This window comes from Mycolicibacterium sp. XJ1819 (assembly GCF_053483675.1).
In genome coordinates, this window is sequence record NZ_JBEFST010000012.1 from 42,849 (window position 1) to 58,642 (window position 15,794).

A 15,794-nucleotide genomic window follows, 5' to 3' on the forward strand; every position below is an offset into this window, starting at 1 on the left:
TACGGCATCAGAACATGTCTCCACTTCCGGCTAGCAGGGCTGCGAAGTTCGCGACGTTCCCGATCGCGGCGAAACCACGCGCCACCGGATCCTCTTCTCGCGAGTCATCACCGAACGACAACACCGGCCGACCCGACTTACGGCGGTCACCGGACCGCTTGTAGGCCATGATCTGGTCGGTGTAGAAAATGCCCTTCCGCTCGGCGGAAACCCTTGACCCCAGCCGAATCTCACGCCCAAAGTCGAACGGTGACCCGTCACCCACGTCGAATTTGAACGACGTGTACGGCCTGGTTTTCCACCAGCCCTCACGGATGGTCTGGACACTGTTGATCGTGAACGCGGACCCAGACCCGGTTTCGAAGTACTCGTTAAAGGCGTACGGGCCAACGTCTCTGGATCTTCGCGGGTCGACAAACGACATGAACGCGAGCAGCGTGTCGTCGAGCTGACCCTGGTAGAGGTTGTCGAGGCCCTCGACGCCGGGCGCTTCGACGCCGAGGACGACCTGGGCGAGCTGGCTGATCCCGTATCTGATCGCGAAGGTGATCGCCTGGTTCACCCATTGAGGGCTCTTGCCGCCAGTGATGATGGTGATCGCTTTGCTCTTGTGGATCACCATCTTCCGCGACTCCGCGCCGCCGTAACCGACATCGCGGTACACGAACGGGGGCCGCTTCGGCGCAACACCGAGGATCTTGCGGATGAACGGATCGGTCTCGCCGTCACCGTCACCGTCGACCGCGATCAGCGACTCAGTGATCAGATCGTCGGCCGTCGCGGCGAACAGGTTCAGCAGACCATCCCACGCGGTGCCGGTCGGGCCGCCCACACCGGACTCATCCTCGAACGACAGAATGACGCACGCCCGCGTCGGCTTGAGCACCTCAGCCAGCTCCGGCCCGAACATGGTGTACGGGGCCGGATCACCCGGCAGCCAGGTGTAGGCCTTCAAGATGACCCCGGCGTCCTTCATCACCGGCGTCAGCACGGTCTTCGCGTCTTTCCACCGGGCGCCGAACGTGACCCAGCGGGACTGGTCGAACACCGGGTTGACCGGCATCACCTGCACCGGCCAGTTCAGCGGAACCAGATTCTCCAGCCAGGTCTGCGGCGCGAAGATGTTCCGCGGGATCGGCCACCACCCGTTGAGGGTGTAGATCCGCGCCAGGTTGATCATCGTCGCCGTGGCGCACGCAGTCACGCAGGGGCCGCCCCAGAGGAACATCTTGATCGGCTGCACAGCATGGGGCAGCAGCGGCGTCGCAGCCAGGTAGATGTGCTGGAAATGCCTTCTGTTGCTTACACAATTGAGCTTCGTGACGGTCGGACGGCCCTTAACCTCGTCGTCCTCGATCGTCTCGACCTTGCCGCCCCACCGGTTCTTGTAGTCGTGCGGCCGCTCTGGATCGGGGTCGATCGTGATGTGCAGGTCTTCAGCCGGCCGCGTCTTGAAGCAGATGATCTCGCGGAGCCAGTCGTTGTCCTTGCCGACCAGTTCGATGTGCGCCGAGCCGTCGTCGTGGGCGATCTCCTCGCAGTCCCACGATTCGGGGATCGTGATCCGCGCGATCAGCTTGTGCTCTTTGTCCCACAACCGGATCAGCGGCTGCGGCACCTTCTTCGTCAGGTAGCCGTAGCGGCGCTCCATCAGCTGCTGTTCGATGGCGGCGAACTCGCTGGCGGTCAGCATGATCCGCCCAGCCGGTATCGCCCGCCGTGGCCGCGGCGGGTAACGATGACGCGCATGGCTAGCTGATGGCCCTTTCGAACCGCTGCGGCAACCGCACACTGACCCGCGCGCCGATGGTGCTGTGGAACACCGGCAGCGTCGCGGTGGTGCCCGGCGCGATCGGGTAGTTGAAGCCCTGCCCGGCGAACCGCTCCAGCACGGTCTCGGTGCGTTCCTGGCCGAGGTCGATGCCCAGCCACTCCAACAGTTCGATGTTGGAGATGATGTTGAGCACCCAGTTGTCGACCGGATCCTTCGCGCTGATCGCGATGCGGTGCGCCGGGTTGGTGTCGATCAGGACGTGCTCGCCGGGAAACAGTTGCGGAACGCGGATCATCCGCCCGGACGCGCCGTCAGGCAGCCAGCAGCGGCCCGGCGCGGACACGTGGAAGATCGGCCACGACGGCTCTGTGCCCTGGTTCGCGACGCGCAGCTTGCCGACGCGGACAGGGATGTTCGGCGCGAACGTGTTGTCGTCGCGCTTGATGGTGGTGACCGGATCGGTCGCCTTGACCACCCACTCCGGCGGCCGCATATCCGGCCGCCGCCACCGCGGCTCACCATCGGCGGCGATCTTGACCCACCACTCCTGGGCGTTGTTGTCGCCGGCGGTGGGATCGACCTCGAGCTCATCGTCGATGGAGTCCAGCAGCTGCATCGGGATGTAGTACTCGCCGCCCCACCGACTGAACACGCAGAACCAGCCGAACGCGTCTTTGCGCATGCCGTCCCACCAGCAGGCCTCGGTGTTGAACCAGCCGTACTCGTGGTCGGATATCAGGGTGATGGGGAACGCGATCTCTTTGCGCTCGTCGACGGTGCGCTCGAAGCGCGGTGGCCCGTAGGCGGGTTCGTGCCAGACACCTTTGAACGGGACGTGAACCATGCCGCGGACCGGGCCGGTGATGATGGCTCCTTCGGCGCCGGCGTTGAACCCTGCGATGTGCCAGACGCGGTCGTCGGCGCCGATCCATTTGATGTTGATGCCGGAGGCGCAGCGGTTGGCGTCGAGGTTGCGCAGGTCGCGCCAGCGGGTGATCAGTGGATTGGTCATGAGCCGACCGGGATTCTGGGGATGGCGCGGGAGAGGCCTTCGTCGCGGTTCTTGAACAGCTCTTCGGGGCTGGAGCCGACGTTGCCGTGCACGGACTGGTCGATGGTGATGTTCGTGCCAGGCGGCGGGCCGGGTGTTCCGCTGCCTTCGTGCACGCCGGGCGGCGGCATCGGCGGGGCCGCGATGTTGGGCATGCCGAACGGGGCGTTCGACGTGGCGGTGCCGTCCTGCACGCCCTGCTGCTCGGGTGGGATACCCATCGCGTTGCCGAGAAGGCCGCCGGGTTTCCATTCACCGTTGGCGAAGGCTTCGAGCATCGGGACGCCGGCCGACATGATCGCGTCGAAGGCCTGCACCGGCCACAGTTCGGCGAGGTCGGGCAGCCAGTCGCCGATGCCGAGGGTTTCTTTCAGGAAGCTGCCGCCGATCTTGCCGAGCTCGCCCAGGCGTGAGTCGCGGTCGCGTTCCTTGCGCTTGTCTTTGCGGGCTTCGCGGGCGGGGGAGAAAGTGCCTTTGCGGGTTTCGGCGAGGTCTTCTTGTGCCCATTGCGCATCTTCGCGGGCGCGTTCGGCGGCCAGCACCGCCTTGTCCCTCTGGTCGCGGAGCCGCTCGAGGTCGGCGTCGGCCTTCTCCACGCTGACCTTGTTCATGGTGCGTTCGACTTCGGACATGCCGGCGATGCGGTCACGTTCGGCCTGGGCCTCGGCGATCTGGGCTTCGATGTCGCTGATGGCTTCGTCGGCTTCGCCGATGCGGCGTTGTGAGTCTTCGGCGCTGCGCTCGGCCTGGCGGATGCGGCGCGGGTCGGTCTCGTAGTAGCCGGGCTCGCCGTATTCGTTGTATCCGGGTGTGCCGATGCCGGGTTCGTAGCCGGTACCGAACGCGTTGTGCACATCCGGGCTGACCGGGCCGCGGCCCATGCTCAGAGGAAGCGTGGTAGTTCCGTCAGTTTTCACGACGGGCTTCGAGCCCTGCGGATGTTGACCTGACCCGCTGCCCGGCTCGACATGAACATGGACGTGATCCATGTGATTCTGCGTCGGATCACCGCGATTAGGCATCGGCGAGGACGATCCGTCCCTGTTCCACTGCCGCTGTTGCCACAGCACGTAGTCGACGCCGGACTGTTGCAGCGCGTAAGCAGCGATCTTGTCGCCGTACGCCTTGCCCTGCGGCGTGCTCCAATTCGGGATCATCACATCGATCGCCTTGCCGGACGGATGCTCATTCGGGAAGCCGGGATCCTGACGGAAACCGCCGATGTCGTTGATGTCGGCGAACGCGGTCGAGATACTGTCCTTCACAGAGACCGTCTGAGGTAGAAGACCCGAGTCGCTGCCCACCTTCCGCGGAGCAACGGCGGAACTCCCACCGGAACCGCCCGAGCCAGTGTTCAGCGGCGGCAAAAGAAGGTCCGACAGTTTGTTGCTACCCGGCGTCGGACGACCACCTGGCCCGACACCACCGACACCGCCAGACGGCCCGCCGATCGTGAACGGCGCATCCTGACCGTCGATCGTCACACCGGGAATCGACAGGCCGGGCGCCAACTCCGGCACAGAAGTCGGCGGGCCGGACGGCCCGGTCGTCGGCGGCAGAATCACCGGGCCCGTCGTCGCCGGATCATTGATCGGCGGCGGATCGTCACTCAAGATTCCAGACGGTTCGAACAAGCTGTTGAAATACCCCGGAACCCACGAAAACCAGTCCGCTATCTTCATTCTCAGATCGCGGAACACGTCCTCGATATGTCGGCCGGCCTTCTCCCACTCCGTGGCGGCGTTATCGGCGGCAGTTTCCATCGCCTTATCAGACGACCCGGTGAAATCGCCGATCGTGTCTTTCGCGCGGTCGAGGTCGAAGTTGTTGAACGCGTCCTGCAGATCTTCCCACTGCGTGCCGAACAGAGCCGCGGCGACCAAGCCGCGGTCGTAGGCGTCGGGGATCTCGCGGACGCGGTCGAGAACCTCATCGAACGCCTCGCGCGCCGGCGCCCCGCCCTCGGCGAAGGTCGCCATCGTCTTCTTCGCATCGAGCCCCAACGACTTGAACGCGTTCGCGGTGGTCTCGCTGCCGTCCTGGGCGCGGATCGCGAACTCCTTCAGCGCATCAGCGACCTTGTCAGTGTCACGCGCGCCACCCTCCAGGCCCTGCTTGAGCAAGCCGAGGACGTCCGTCGCGGACAGGCCGAGCTCGCGGAACTGCGTGGAGTATTCAGTGATTGAGTCGAGGAAGTCGTCTGAGACGTCGAGGCCCTGTTGGAAACCGGTGACCAGAATGTCGGCGGCCTCGGTGGTGCTATCGGCCAGGCCCGTACGCACCAGCTGATTCATGGCCCGCGTGATCTCACGCGCATCAGCCTCGGAGACAGCGCGGATCGTCTCGATCTGCTCGATGACGCGCGCCGCTTCGCGCTCGGTCGCGTCCGCGTCGATGATGCCGCCCTGCACCGCGAATTGCAGCGTGGTCAGGTTGCCCTCGATCGACTCGCCGAACGCGTTGGTGTAGGCGTCGGCGGCGGCCTTGCCGTACCGCGCCATCGACGGCTCGTCGACGCCGAGGCGGGCCTGGAACAGATCCAGCGTCGCGACCTGCTGCATACCGATCGCGATGTTGTCGCCGAGTATCTTGCCCACGCCGACACCAACCGCGCCCAGACCAGCCAGTGCCAGACCGACCGGGCCGCCGGCGGAACCCAACCGGGTCAGCACAGTCGCGCCCGCGAAGCCCTGATAGAACCCGCCGGCCGCGTCCTCGCCCGCGTCAACGGCCTGCCCAGATACACCGCGCAGCCCCGACGACGCCGAATCTGCGATCTTGTCGCCCGCCTTCGCGGCGCCCTTGGCGGCCTTCTCGTAGTCCTTCAGCGCGTCCTCGGACACCTTCAGCGCGCGGGTGTGATCACGCTGCGCCTTATTCTGCGCCGCCACCGCCCGCTCATACCGCTGACCCGAGGTGATGCCCTTCTCGGTGAGCTCCTGCACACCGGTCTGAGCGACCTTCAGCTTGTCCGCGGCGTCAGCGGCCTTGTCGTAGAGCTTCTCGTAGTTCTGCGACAGCCGCTTGACCTGAGACTCCGACTTGCGCGCAGCGTCGATGAACCCGGCGGTGAACTCCTTGCCGCCCTTGGCGCCCGCGTTCCCGAGCGCCTTGGTGGTCAGGTTGTTCGCCTGCTTCTCCACACCGGCCATCGAAAGGATGACCGGAATGGTGTAATACTCGCCGAGCTCTTCACCAGCCATGGATCAGCCCTAGTCGACGCAATCCTGAGTGGCCTTGGCGAACGCCGCGTAGAACTTGCCGAAGTCCCGCCGCCGCGGGCACAGCGCCACCAGGGCCTCCCACTGGCCCGGCCGCGCGATCTCCAGCGTGTACTTCACGAACAGGTTGTTCTTCCCCTCCGACAGCCAGGCCAACGCCTCGATCGACCAGTCGTCGCGGCTGCGGGGAATGACGAATGTGACGCCCTTGAACGGGATCTTGACAAATTCAACCTGGTCCTCCGGGGAATCGTCGGCGTCGGCGTCAGGCTTGGACTTGGGTTTAGGCATGGGCTCTTCTCTCTCGATGGGCATTGGCTCGCGCAGTGGCAACTGCGTCGTCCCGACTGGATTGGCGGCGCTTCTGCCGCTCCCGGTACTCCTCGTACTTCTTCTTGCTCTTCGCCCGCTTATCACGTTCGGCCGGCGGCAACGGCCGCGACGGATGCGCCTGGCCGGCCAGCCGCTCCCACACGTCCATCAGCAGCAGCTCCGTACCGGAAAACGGTGGCCGTCCGTTGTTCTTCGCCACCCGCAGCGCACAGTCAAACGGCGCGTACGTGAGGCGAACGTGGATCTGGCGCAACGTCAACCGGCGCTGACCGTTCTCGTCGAACCGCCACCGGTCCCGGTAGTCCACCCCCAGATCGCCGAGGGTGGCTTCGACCGCGTCCTGCCAGTTCTTCAGGTCGAACAGCAGCGGCGGGATCGCGCCGAACACGATGTCGAGCGGATGCCACTCGCGGCGCGGGAACCCCACCGCGGCGGCGAATGTCTGTGACGCCGCCACCAGATGCCGCCTCTTGGGCGCCACTCGGGTGAACGCGCCCCACTGATCGCCGAGCAGCGTCCGCAGCGCGGGCAGCACAGCGAGGTCGTTCGGCCTGAACTGATCCTTCACCACGATCACGCAGTTGAGGATCTGGTCAAGCGGCCAGAAGTCCACGTCCAGCGGGATCGACCACAGCTGCCCGCCGTACTCGACGGGAATGGACTTCTGACCGCTTGCCTCAGCTTCGGCCGGGTTAACCGGCACCGCCGCCGGCGGGCTGCTCGGTGGCCTTCATCGCCTCCCGAGCGTCAGCACGCTCGTCGGCCGCGCCGACCACCTTGGCCCGCCCGCTGTCGACGAGTTTCTTCGCCGACCGCGGATCGACCTGGCGGCGCGTGCCCTTCGACACCACCACCTTGTCGGTGTCGTCCTTGTGACGCGGATAGGCATCCACGTCCTTGGTGTATTCGACCGTGACGCGCTTGCTCATGCCGGGATGCCTTCCTGGATCGTGAAGATCTTCCCGCTGGAGTCCGGATACAGGCTGCACTCGCACGGCCGTGCGTCGGGATCTTCGGGATGGTTGTCGTTGGTGACCCACACGTCGGACTTCAGGTTGGTGAACCGGCGCTCGACATGACCAGTGTCGGAGTCGACGAACACGAACGCCAGGTACCGCTTCTTGGCACCGGGCACGCCCTCCGGGTCGATCAGGTCGCGGGTGACGTCGTTGTCCTCCATCAGGGAGAAGTTGGCGTCGACCTTGCCGTTCTTGTACTTCGTCCGGACCCGCTTGAGCTGCCACGCGTTGATCTCGGTCTTCTCGATGTCGCGCGGGAATTCCACGCCGGGATCACCGAGCATCAGCCCGCTGGGCAGCCACGCCTCATGCAGCGGATCATCGATCGTCGCCGGAATGTGCGTCGCCTCGACGAACGCCACGTCGGGATCAAAGACGAACACATCGCCCTGCTCCCAAATGCGAATCTTGGTCGGATCACCGGCCATTGGTGTTCTCCTTGTTCGATTCCTACAGGGTTCTCACGATGACCGGCATCGTGATCGACGCCAGATAAGCGCCGGTTTCCCGGTCCCTCGTCACGAGGGGGGCCGGGAAGTCTTCGACCCGGCTGACGCCGGGCTTGTGTGTGACGACGAACTGTGCACCCGCGGTGACTACGTCGATCGCTTCGCTGCGGCCGGCCGCGAAGGCGGTCAGTCGCAGCACCGGGCGGCGCGGCGACACCTTCGCCATCCACGCGCCCCCGAACATCGCGGGCCCGGTGTCATCAGCGACCAGCAGCGTCGGGTTCCCCGGTGTCGGCTGGTAGTCGTCGTCGACCTCGAGGGTCGCCGTCCACGTCTCATGCGAGACAGCCCAATCCGCCGCCACAGCGTTCTTGATCGCCTTGGCGTAGTCGGGGACGCTCATCGCCCTCGGCGAAGCCCCGCCTGGGCCGCCGCCCGCGTCCCGGTGCCGTTCTTGGCCTGCTTATCGGCCGGAACCATGACACCGCGCACGTAGCGGTCGGTGTGGTACGGCTCGGTCAGGAACGCTTCCTCGTCGCCCGTCTTCGCGAGCACCTTCTCCGCGGCCGCGTCGACCGCGCGGCGTACACCGGGATCGTTGTGCAGGATCTTCGCGATCGTCTTGCGGTTCAACCGGAACCCAGCTTTCCTGGCCATCAGGCCGCCTTCCCCGTCGCGGAGTGCGCCAACACGACCACGCCACCGCGGCCACCCGACTCCCACTCCTGGGCGCGGCCGCGGCACTGCCGTTCGCGCACCGTGATCCAGAATTCCTCGGTCAGCTTCGACACGGTGCTCACATAGCCGCCAGCGTCGGTGTCGCGGATCCGCAACGGTAGGAACACCGTGAAGTCCACAACATCGAGATCACCGCCGATGCCGTACCGTTCCATCGTGTTGCCCGGCGCCACCTCCCACGCCCGCACATCGAACGGAGCACCGTCAGCGACCGGATCGCCGTCGCTGTCGCGGCCGCCGGCCGGGGTGATCGTCACCGTCTCAGCCACGCTGCGCCTCCAGCTCGGCGGCGATCTCCGCGTCGCTGCGCAACGTCAGCTTGTCCATCGTCGCGCCGCATGCGCAGACCAGCTTCACCATCCGCGACACACCGCCCGCGGCCGGCTCAGCCGGATTGATGCTGTCCAACGTCCAGAAGTGCTCATGCTCGGTCACGGCCTCGGCTCCAGCCGATACAGGTCGAGCAGGGCCCGCTCCGACGCCGAGAACGTCGTCCCGGCCGCCATCGCCTCGTCGGAGTATTGGAACGGGCCGATCACCCGCGCGCGGCCGCCGGTCGGCGCCAACGACATCCGGTCGATCCACGACAGCACCGCGGCCTGAAAGTCAGGTGCCGCGTCGAAGCCGTGGGTCATCTTGACCGTGATCGCGCCGAGGTTGCACGACCAGTGAGCGCCGGACTTCTTGCTCACCAAACCGCGCGCCGACACGTGCAGGTCGGTCACATCGACGGCTGTGCCGTCTTCGGTCACCTCGGTGAGTTCGGCGAGCGCGAGGGTCGGCAGGATCAGCAGCGGCCCTCCGCGCCCGTCGAGAGTTTGCACGTCACCGACTCTCTGGGGGGTGACGTGCCAGCCACAGAAGCGCCGAGCAGCAGCGACGCCGCGCGCGAGTAACGCGGCGGTCTCGTTGTCGTCCCGGTCGAGACGGCCGCCGGTGTACTGCTCAACGTCTGTGGCTTCAAGTTCAGGCATCGGCTACTTCTTGGCTCCGAACGCCTGCGACTCGGCTTCTGCCCGTTTCGTCGCCGCGGTGCGGGACTTGTTCGCCGGCGTCTTCGCCTTCGACTGCGCCTCGGCGTCCTTGCCGGTCAGACCCATGCGTTGCGCGTCCTCGTCGGACAGCTGCAGCGTGGTCTCACGCCCGGTGTGCGGGTCGACCACGTCGTACTCCTTGAGACCCATCGTCTTCCCTTCCCGTGAAGCCGGGCTCGGCCGGGGGGTTGCCCCGGCCGAGCCCGAACTGATCAGAGCCATCCCGTTAGGACAGCGCGGCCTTGACGAAGGCCTTGGGACGAGTCACAGCGAATGCGCACCGTTCCTCGGCCAGGATCGCGACCAGGTTGCGGGTGAAGAAGTCCGCATGGCTGTCGGTCATCGTCACCGTGGTCTGCTCCCGATCCCACAACACCGCCTTGGCGAAGTCGCCGACGAGGATGTGAGTGTCAGGCATCGTCTCCGACTCCACGACCGGCCGACCCCACAGCGTGCGCGGGCCGATGGCCTGCGGGCCGCCGAAGTAGTAGCGGTCGTTCGCGTCCTGCGCCAGGTCGATCAGTTCGGCGGTCGCCGGAGACACCAGGATCGCGTTCGGATTCACCCGGCCCACCGTGCGGGCCTTGGTGATTGCCTTACGCGCGGTCTGGAAGACGTCAGTCGCGAACGTCTGCGTCTGGATGCCCGACCAGTTCAGGATGCCGGTGAAGTTCTCACCGGTGCCGTCACCGGCAAGGACCTGGCCCTCTTCAGCCTCCGCGATGTCGGCCCGCAGCTCATCATTGATGAGCCCCTCGAGCTGAGCCACGTCGGCCAGAGCCCGCTTGGTGGCCGGCACCCACTCCGCGATCGTCTTCACGACCGCGGTGCGACGCACGAACGTCCACGCGCCCTCGGGCTTGTAGCCACCGTCCTCGTCGAGGAGGAGCGCGCCGCCGCCCTCTGCGGGCGCAGTCGGCGCCGCCGAGCTCGTCGCCTCCGCAACCACCGCCGCGGCGTTGGTGTGCGAGGTCTGCTCGACGTACTCGACAGTGTCAGATCCGGTACGCCGTACCGAGATCAGGTCGCGCACCGTCAGTTCCTTGCGGCCGAGCATCTCGACGATGCCGGTCTGTTCGTTGACGACGAACGCGCCGGCGCTGGTGTCGGTGCCACCCACGAACAGGCCCTTGATGCCGATGGGCGCCGAGGTGATGTGGGTGCCCTTCGGGATGCTGATCTCACCGTTGTGAGTGAACGGCTGCAGCATCGACTTGAACTCAGGCGACTCGACCACCTGCAGGCCAAGCGACTTCACCCGCTGACGGATGGGCTGCTGGCCCTGGGCGTCGAGGTCATCCTTGGCCGGCTGACCGATCTCATCGGCCAACGACTTGGCGCTGTCGAGGATCTCCAGATCCGCCTTGGCGGTCTTGATCTCCTCGAGCTTCTCGCGGCCCTTGGCCAGCGCCTCGTCGTAGTCCTTGCGGTCATCCTCGGACCAGTCGTGCGGATCCTTGTCCGCGTTGGCCTCGATGATCTCGCGGGCCTTCTGGGTGTGAACAAGCGCGGCCTTCTGAAGGTCGGCCAGCTTGGTTGCCGTCATCGGCATGGTGTTTCTCCTTCGTGAGAGTTACGCGCTCGGAGCAAGTTCGATTTCCTGCTCGAGCAGTTCCAGTGCCGAGGTATCGACGGACGGCGCCTGGCTGGCCTCACGAGCGTCGGATGCCTCCGGCGCTTGGCGAGACGGACCATCACCGCTGGCCTTCTCCTCGTCAGATGTGCTGTCGAGAGCCGAGAGGACGCGGCCAATGGCCTCATGCGCCTCCCGTAGTTCACCCTCGTTCTTGGCCGACAGCACGCGACCAGCCTTGAGATCCCGCATGGCGCGCTCGGCTACCGCGGGAACCTGCTTCACAGCGAGGATTTCGGTCTCCTGGTTGGCGCCGACCGTGACGATCGACACCTCGTACAGCTTCAGCTCACGCAGCTCCCAGACCTGCTCGCCGTCATGGACCGCCGGGCCCGAATCGATCTCGTCGTAGGCGAAAGACATCTGGCGGATACGGCGGCCCTTGAGCAGGCGGTAGCTCTGCACCGACTTCGGATTGTCCAGGTCGAATTCCCCGGTGATCTTCAGCCCGACGTTGTCCTCTTCGGCCTCGACGACACCGCCGAGGTTGTAGTCCGGATCAGACATGTTGTGCCCGAACAGCAGCGGGATCACGTCGCCCGACTTCTGCCACTCAGCGAGCGTCTTGGCGAACGCGCCGGGCATCACCACGTCTCCGTACGAGTCCTTGTTTCCGAACACCGAGGCGTAGGCGACGAACTGGCCTTCCTTCAGTCCGTCGTCGGGCCCTGCTTTAACCGTGATGGTCGCGTTCTTGGTGAGCATCAGTCCTCCTGCTCGTCCTCGTCTTCGTCTCCTGCAGATTCGGTAGTGGTGCGCTCCATGCCGCCGCCGTTCTCGTCGTCGGCAGGGATCGGGTCTTGATCACCGTTCTGGGTGACATTCAGCGGCCGAATCAGCTCATTGCCGCCCTCGATCGGCGGCCGGTTGTCCATCGCGCGCGCCTCGTTCACCGTGAGCGTCGGCCCACCCACCGCCTTGGTGATCGCGTCCTGCCTCGACACGAAGTCTCCGGACAACTTCTCGCGCAGATTGAATTCGGCGTAGAACTCGTCCGGTTTCGACTCGAAATCAGGAATCAGCTGCAGCGCAACCTCTTCCTGAATCATCGCCAACCACGGACCCAACGCATCCGTGTAGAGCATCTTCCGCTGCTCCGTGATGTTCGAGAAGGTCGCATGGTCCAAAATTCCGACCATCGGCGGCGGAATGAAATACGCCGCCGCCACCTCCTCGCGCGTCAGCTTCCGGCCCTCGACATACTGCAATTCCTTCGCCGTCTGCGACGCCGGCTGAAATTCCATGCCGTCCTCGAGGATCGGCGTGCCGCCCGCCTGGGCCCCGCCCTCGCCGTACTGCGCCTGCCACGAATCCTTGAACCGAGTCCTGGCTTCCTTCGACCAATCGCCCGACTCCGACTTCGGCGGCCGCTTGATGTAGCCGGAAACCCGCGCCCCGTTACGCATGATCTGCTCACGCATCTCAGAGCCGGTCCACTCCTCACGCAGCGTCTGCCGCAGCGCCTCCAGCGGCGAGATCCCGGCATCCTCGATGCCTGAGTAGCCGCGGAAATACACCACCTGATCGGCGGGAAGTTCCTTTCTGCCCTTGCTGCCGCTGAACTCGAAATAGTCAGGCGTCAGCCAGTTGTCGCCCCCCGGCATCACCAGCGACGGCGGCAACCGCACCAGACCCGACGTCGACCCGTCGACCTTCATCTTCATCCAGTACGCGTTGTCGTAGATCGCCAGGTCATGAATCAGACCGTTGATCATTCGATACCGGGTAGTCCACGGGTTCGGCCGACGCAGCATCACCGCGAGCGGATGGTCCTGCAGCCGTTCACGATCGGTGTCGCCCTTGCGTTTGTACAGCGGCAGCGCCAGCTGGGCGATATTGCGTGCCAGGAACGACACCACAGTCCGCACCGAGCTCTGCTTCTGCCAGATCGTCAGATAGTCGGCCGCATACGTCGACGACAAAAAGATCCGCTGCGGCGTCCGATACGACGGCCGCGACAGACTCCGCACCGAGCCGGCCGACTGCACGAAAGCCACTGTCAGCCGCCCACGATCTGGATGTAGTCGACGTTGGCCTGGTCGATGACGACCTCACCATCGGCCGGCGCCGGGTGCTCCGTATCGGGCTCATGGATCATGCAACCCTGCAGGATCATCAGCGGTCCCGGTGTCTTCACCAGAACGCCAGATACCGCGTTGCCAGATTGCAGCGACACCAGCACCTTGCGGTTCAGGCCCGGATGCTTACGCAACGCACCTCATACGATCATCAGCCCTTCGTTCTCCTCGTCGTCATAAGCGGAGACGGCCGCGGCCTCGCGCGCCGCTACAGCTCGCGATAGCGCCATGATCAGCGCCACCACACCGTCGATCTTGTCGCCGGCGTTCGCCTTATCCGGCTTCACATTCCCGGCCGGATCCATCGCGACCGCGAAGTTGTCGATCTCCCACCGCAACAGCGGATTCCCGCCGTGCCGAATCAACGGCTTGGCCGGCAACCCGTTCTCATCGACCTGGGCGCCAACCCGGATCATCCGCTGCAGATCCTTCGTCGGCGCCGACATGCTCGCGAACCCCTGACCCATCGTGATCATCGGAGCGCCATCACTGGTCAAGTTGTTGACCAGCTGATTCGCGTTCCACCGGTCGTACGCGACCTCCTGGACCAGGAACTCGTCACGATCACGCTGAATCTGCGCCTCGATGAAGTCGTAGTCCGTCACATTGCCCGGCGTCGTCGTCAACCAGCCCTGCTTCACCCAACCCGACGCCGCATCCGCCGTACGCGCATCCAAGTCAGGCAGGCTGTCCTCCGGCGCCCAATGCCGCGCCAGCACATCGAACGACCCGTCCTCGTTCGGGAACACCCACAGCAGCGCCGTCAAGTCCGACGTCGACCCGAGGTCCAGGCCGCCGAAACACTCCCGGCCCTTCAACCGCTCCACGTCGACCATCGACGCGTTGACATCCCACTCTTCGACCTCGAAGAACCGCGTCTCCTGCTTCGTGCGGATCCCCAAGTGCAACCGCAGGAACCGCGCCAGCTCAGCCGGCGAATCCTTCGCCTTCTCCGCAGCCTCGACCATGTACCGCTTCGTCGGCGAGATTCCGTAATTCGGGTTCGCCTTCTTCCAGGTCGACTCCGCGAACGGATCGTCGGTCTTCTCCGCGGCGAACACCACACCGTAGGTCGTCGCCCGCTTCAGCACACCGCGCGCCAACTTCTCGATCAGCGTGCGCTTCTCGTCATACGGCGTATGCCGCCGACCCGCATCCGCTGTCGTGATGTAGATGATCAGCGGCTGCTCACGCGAACCCGTACCCGTCTCCAACGCCTCGATCAGCGTCATGTCCTTGTGCAGGTGCAGCTCATCCACGATCGCGCCGTGAATATCCGCGCCGTGCTGAGCATCACCCGCATTCGCGATCGGCTGAAAGTAGCTCCCAGACGCCGCGTGCGTGATCTTCGACTGCAACGCCCGCAGATACCGCTTCAACCCCGGCGACTTGTTCACCAGCTGCCGAATCGGATCGAACACGAACCGCGCCTGGTCCTTCGTCGTCGCCGCCGCCAACACCTGCGCACCCTGCTCACCATCAGCCGCCGTCAGGTAAATCCCGAACCCCGAGACAGTCGTCGTCTTGCCGTTCTTCCGCGGCATATCGAAGTACGCGATCGTGATGATCCGCACCCACCGACCACTATCCGGCGACTTCCGCACCCAACCCGCGACCGGGGCGATCATGTACGCCACCTGCCACGACTCCGGATCAAACGGCTGACCCGCGAACCGGCCCTTCGTATGCCGCAGCTGCCGAAACGCCGCAATCACCTTGTCGACCTTCACCGGATCGAACCGCGCCCCCGACAAACCCCGCGGCTCCGGAGTCTTGATCAACGGCGCACACGTCGGCGGCGGATAACCGCGCGACTGGAGATACCAACCGACCTCCGGCGAGATCTTCAGCTCGTCGAAGTCGACGCCATCCCAGCTAGCCGGTTTCGGTGTTGCCTGCGAACGGGTTCGCTTCGAACTCGCCACGGCCGTCGTCTCGCTTCGACACGTTCCGCTCAGCCGCCGGCGTCAACCCGAACTGGCCGGCATACTGCAGCAGCCGCGACTCAGCCTGCTCCGCAACCGCCACAGCCGGATTCTTCGTCCACCACACCGACGTCGTCCCGTCCTTGCGAGTCGACTCGTTCCGCACCGTCGACCCGTTCTTGTCGATGTCGCGATACGCCGCAACCAGACGCGCCCAAACCTGGCAATACGCCGCCAATGTCGCCCGGTCCTCGGGCTTCACCAGATCCAACCGCTCCAACGCCGGCGCCACACGACGCCACTCAGCCTTCGCCTCACGCGACAACCACGTCGGCGGGTTCGGCGCCGACCGCCGAAACGGAGGCGGCGTCGCGACCGGCCGACCCGCGCTGTCCTGACCCTCACCGCGACCGTTCAGCAACAGCAACGGCGCTGGCTGGGGCGGCCGACCCATCAGCGCACCCCCCCTACCAGCGATTTTGTGCAGAAAAAAGCAAGCCCACCGCGGCGCGTCGCATCGTCGCAGGTCAGAGAGGTTT

At 65.3% G+C, this 15,794-nt stretch carries 19 protein-coding genes; all 19 read right to left on the reverse strand.

The window, feature by feature from the left end; all coding sequences use genetic code 11:
* Positions 1 to 7 precede the first annotated feature (7 nt).
* Entirely contained in the window at positions 8 to 1,693 is a 1,686-nt protein-coding gene (locus ABQE89_RS14585) for a Gp37-like protein (protein ID WP_448417700.1), read from the reverse strand.
* A 58-nt stretch (positions 1,694 to 1,751) separates the two neighbouring features.
* Positions 1,752 to 2,786: a hypothetical protein gene (locus ABQE89_RS14590; protein ID WP_448417702.1), complete on the reverse strand. Its 1,035-nt coding sequence runs from the start codon at positions 2,784 to 2,786 to the stop codon at positions 1,752 to 1,754.
* Complete coding sequence (locus ABQE89_RS14595) at positions 2,783 to 6,028, reverse strand: VldE C-terminal domain-containing protein (protein ID WP_448417704.1); 3,246 nt, start codon at positions 6,026 to 6,028, stop codon at positions 2,783 to 2,785. The genes ABQE89_RS14590 and ABQE89_RS14595 overlap by 4 nt, the downstream gene beginning before the upstream one ends.
* A 9-nt stretch (positions 6,029 to 6,037) precedes the next feature.
* Positions 6,038 to 6,337: a hypothetical protein gene (locus ABQE89_RS14600; protein WP_448417706.1), complete on the reverse strand. Its 300-nt coding sequence runs from the start codon at positions 6,335 to 6,337 to the stop codon at positions 6,038 to 6,040.
* On the reverse strand, positions 6,330 to 7,082 hold the full coding sequence (locus tag ABQE89_RS14605; RefSeq protein ID WP_448417708.1) for a hypothetical protein: 753 nt from the start codon (positions 7,080 to 7,082) through the stop codon (positions 6,330 to 6,332). Before ABQE89_RS14605 ends, ABQE89_RS14600 begins: the two co-directional genes overlap by 8 nt.
* Positions 7,072 to 7,308: a hypothetical protein gene (locus tag ABQE89_RS14610; protein WP_448417710.1), complete on the reverse strand. Its 237-nt coding sequence runs from the start codon at positions 7,306 to 7,308 to the stop codon at positions 7,072 to 7,074. The genes ABQE89_RS14605 and ABQE89_RS14610 overlap by 11 nt, the downstream gene beginning before the upstream one ends.
* Positions 7,305 to 7,826: a hypothetical protein gene (locus ABQE89_RS14615; protein WP_448417712.1), complete on the reverse strand. Its 522-nt coding sequence runs from the start codon at positions 7,824 to 7,826 to the stop codon at positions 7,305 to 7,307. Before ABQE89_RS14615 ends, ABQE89_RS14610 begins: the two co-directional genes overlap by 4 nt.
* Positions 7,827 to 7,848: 22 nt before the next feature.
* Positions 7,849 to 8,250: a hypothetical protein gene (locus tag ABQE89_RS14620; RefSeq protein WP_448417714.1), complete on the reverse strand. Its 402-nt coding sequence runs from the start codon at positions 8,248 to 8,250 to the stop codon at positions 7,849 to 7,851.
* Positions 8,247 to 8,504 carry a hypothetical protein gene (locus tag ABQE89_RS14625; protein ID WP_448417716.1) on the reverse strand — a complete coding sequence of 86 codons (258 nt, stop codon included), beginning with the start codon at positions 8,502 to 8,504 and terminating at the stop codon, positions 8,247 to 8,249. The genes ABQE89_RS14620 and ABQE89_RS14625 overlap by 4 nt, the downstream gene beginning before the upstream one ends.
* Positions 8,504 to 8,854, reverse strand: coding sequence for a hypothetical protein (locus ABQE89_RS14630; RefSeq protein WP_448417718.1), 351 nt, complete (start codon positions 8,852 to 8,854; stop codon positions 8,504 to 8,506). The genes ABQE89_RS14625 and ABQE89_RS14630 overlap by 1 nt, the downstream gene beginning before the upstream one ends.
* Positions 8,847 to 9,020, reverse strand: coding sequence for a hypothetical protein (locus ABQE89_RS14635; protein WP_448417720.1), 174 nt, complete (start codon positions 9,018 to 9,020; stop codon positions 8,847 to 8,849). The genes ABQE89_RS14630 and ABQE89_RS14635 overlap by 8 nt, the downstream gene beginning before the upstream one ends.
* The gene (locus tag ABQE89_RS14640) at positions 9,017 to 9,559 is read right to left on the reverse strand and encodes a hypothetical protein (protein ID WP_448417722.1); all 543 of its coding nucleotides are present in this window, start codon (positions 9,557 to 9,559) and stop codon (positions 9,017 to 9,019) included. Before ABQE89_RS14640 ends, ABQE89_RS14635 begins: the two co-directional genes overlap by 4 nt.
* A 3-nt stretch (positions 9,560 to 9,562) precedes the next feature.
* Positions 9,563 to 9,769 (reverse strand): hypothetical protein, encoded by a 207-nt coding sequence (locus ABQE89_RS14645; protein ID WP_448417724.1) that lies wholly within the window; start codon positions 9,767 to 9,769, stop codon positions 9,563 to 9,565.
* Positions 9,770 to 9,845: 76 nt separating this feature from the next.
* Positions 9,846 to 11,171: a phage major capsid protein gene (locus tag ABQE89_RS14650; RefSeq protein ID WP_448417726.1), complete on the reverse strand. Its 1,326-nt coding sequence runs from the start codon at positions 11,169 to 11,171 to the stop codon at positions 9,846 to 9,848.
* A 21-nt stretch (positions 11,172 to 11,192) separates the two neighbouring features.
* The gene (locus tag ABQE89_RS14655) at positions 11,193 to 11,957 is read right to left on the reverse strand and encodes an HK97 family phage prohead protease (RefSeq protein WP_448417728.1); all 765 of its coding nucleotides are present in this window, start codon (positions 11,955 to 11,957) and stop codon (positions 11,193 to 11,195) included.
* A complete protein-coding gene (locus ABQE89_RS14660; RefSeq protein WP_448417730.1) occupies positions 11,957 to 13,240 on the reverse strand; it encodes a phage portal protein in 1,284 nt (427 codons plus the stop codon). The genes ABQE89_RS14655 and ABQE89_RS14660 overlap by 1 nt, the downstream gene beginning before the upstream one ends.
* A gap of 11 nt (positions 13,241 to 13,251) precedes the next feature.
* Positions 13,252 to 13,464: a hypothetical protein gene (locus ABQE89_RS14665; RefSeq protein WP_448417732.1), complete on the reverse strand. Its 213-nt coding sequence runs from the start codon at positions 13,462 to 13,464 to the stop codon at positions 13,252 to 13,254.
* A gap of 6 nt (positions 13,465 to 13,470) precedes the next feature.
* On the reverse strand, positions 13,471 to 15,255 hold the full coding sequence (locus ABQE89_RS14670) for a terminase large subunit (RefSeq protein WP_448417734.1): 1,785 nt from the start codon (positions 15,253 to 15,255) through the stop codon (positions 13,471 to 13,473).
* Positions 15,206 to 15,709 (reverse strand): phage terminase small subunit P27 family, encoded by a 504-nt coding sequence (locus tag ABQE89_RS14675; RefSeq protein ID WP_448417736.1) that lies wholly within the window; start codon positions 15,707 to 15,709, stop codon positions 15,206 to 15,208. Before ABQE89_RS14675 ends, ABQE89_RS14670 begins: the two co-directional genes overlap by 50 nt.
* Positions 15,710 to 15,794: the final 85 nt, after the last annotated feature.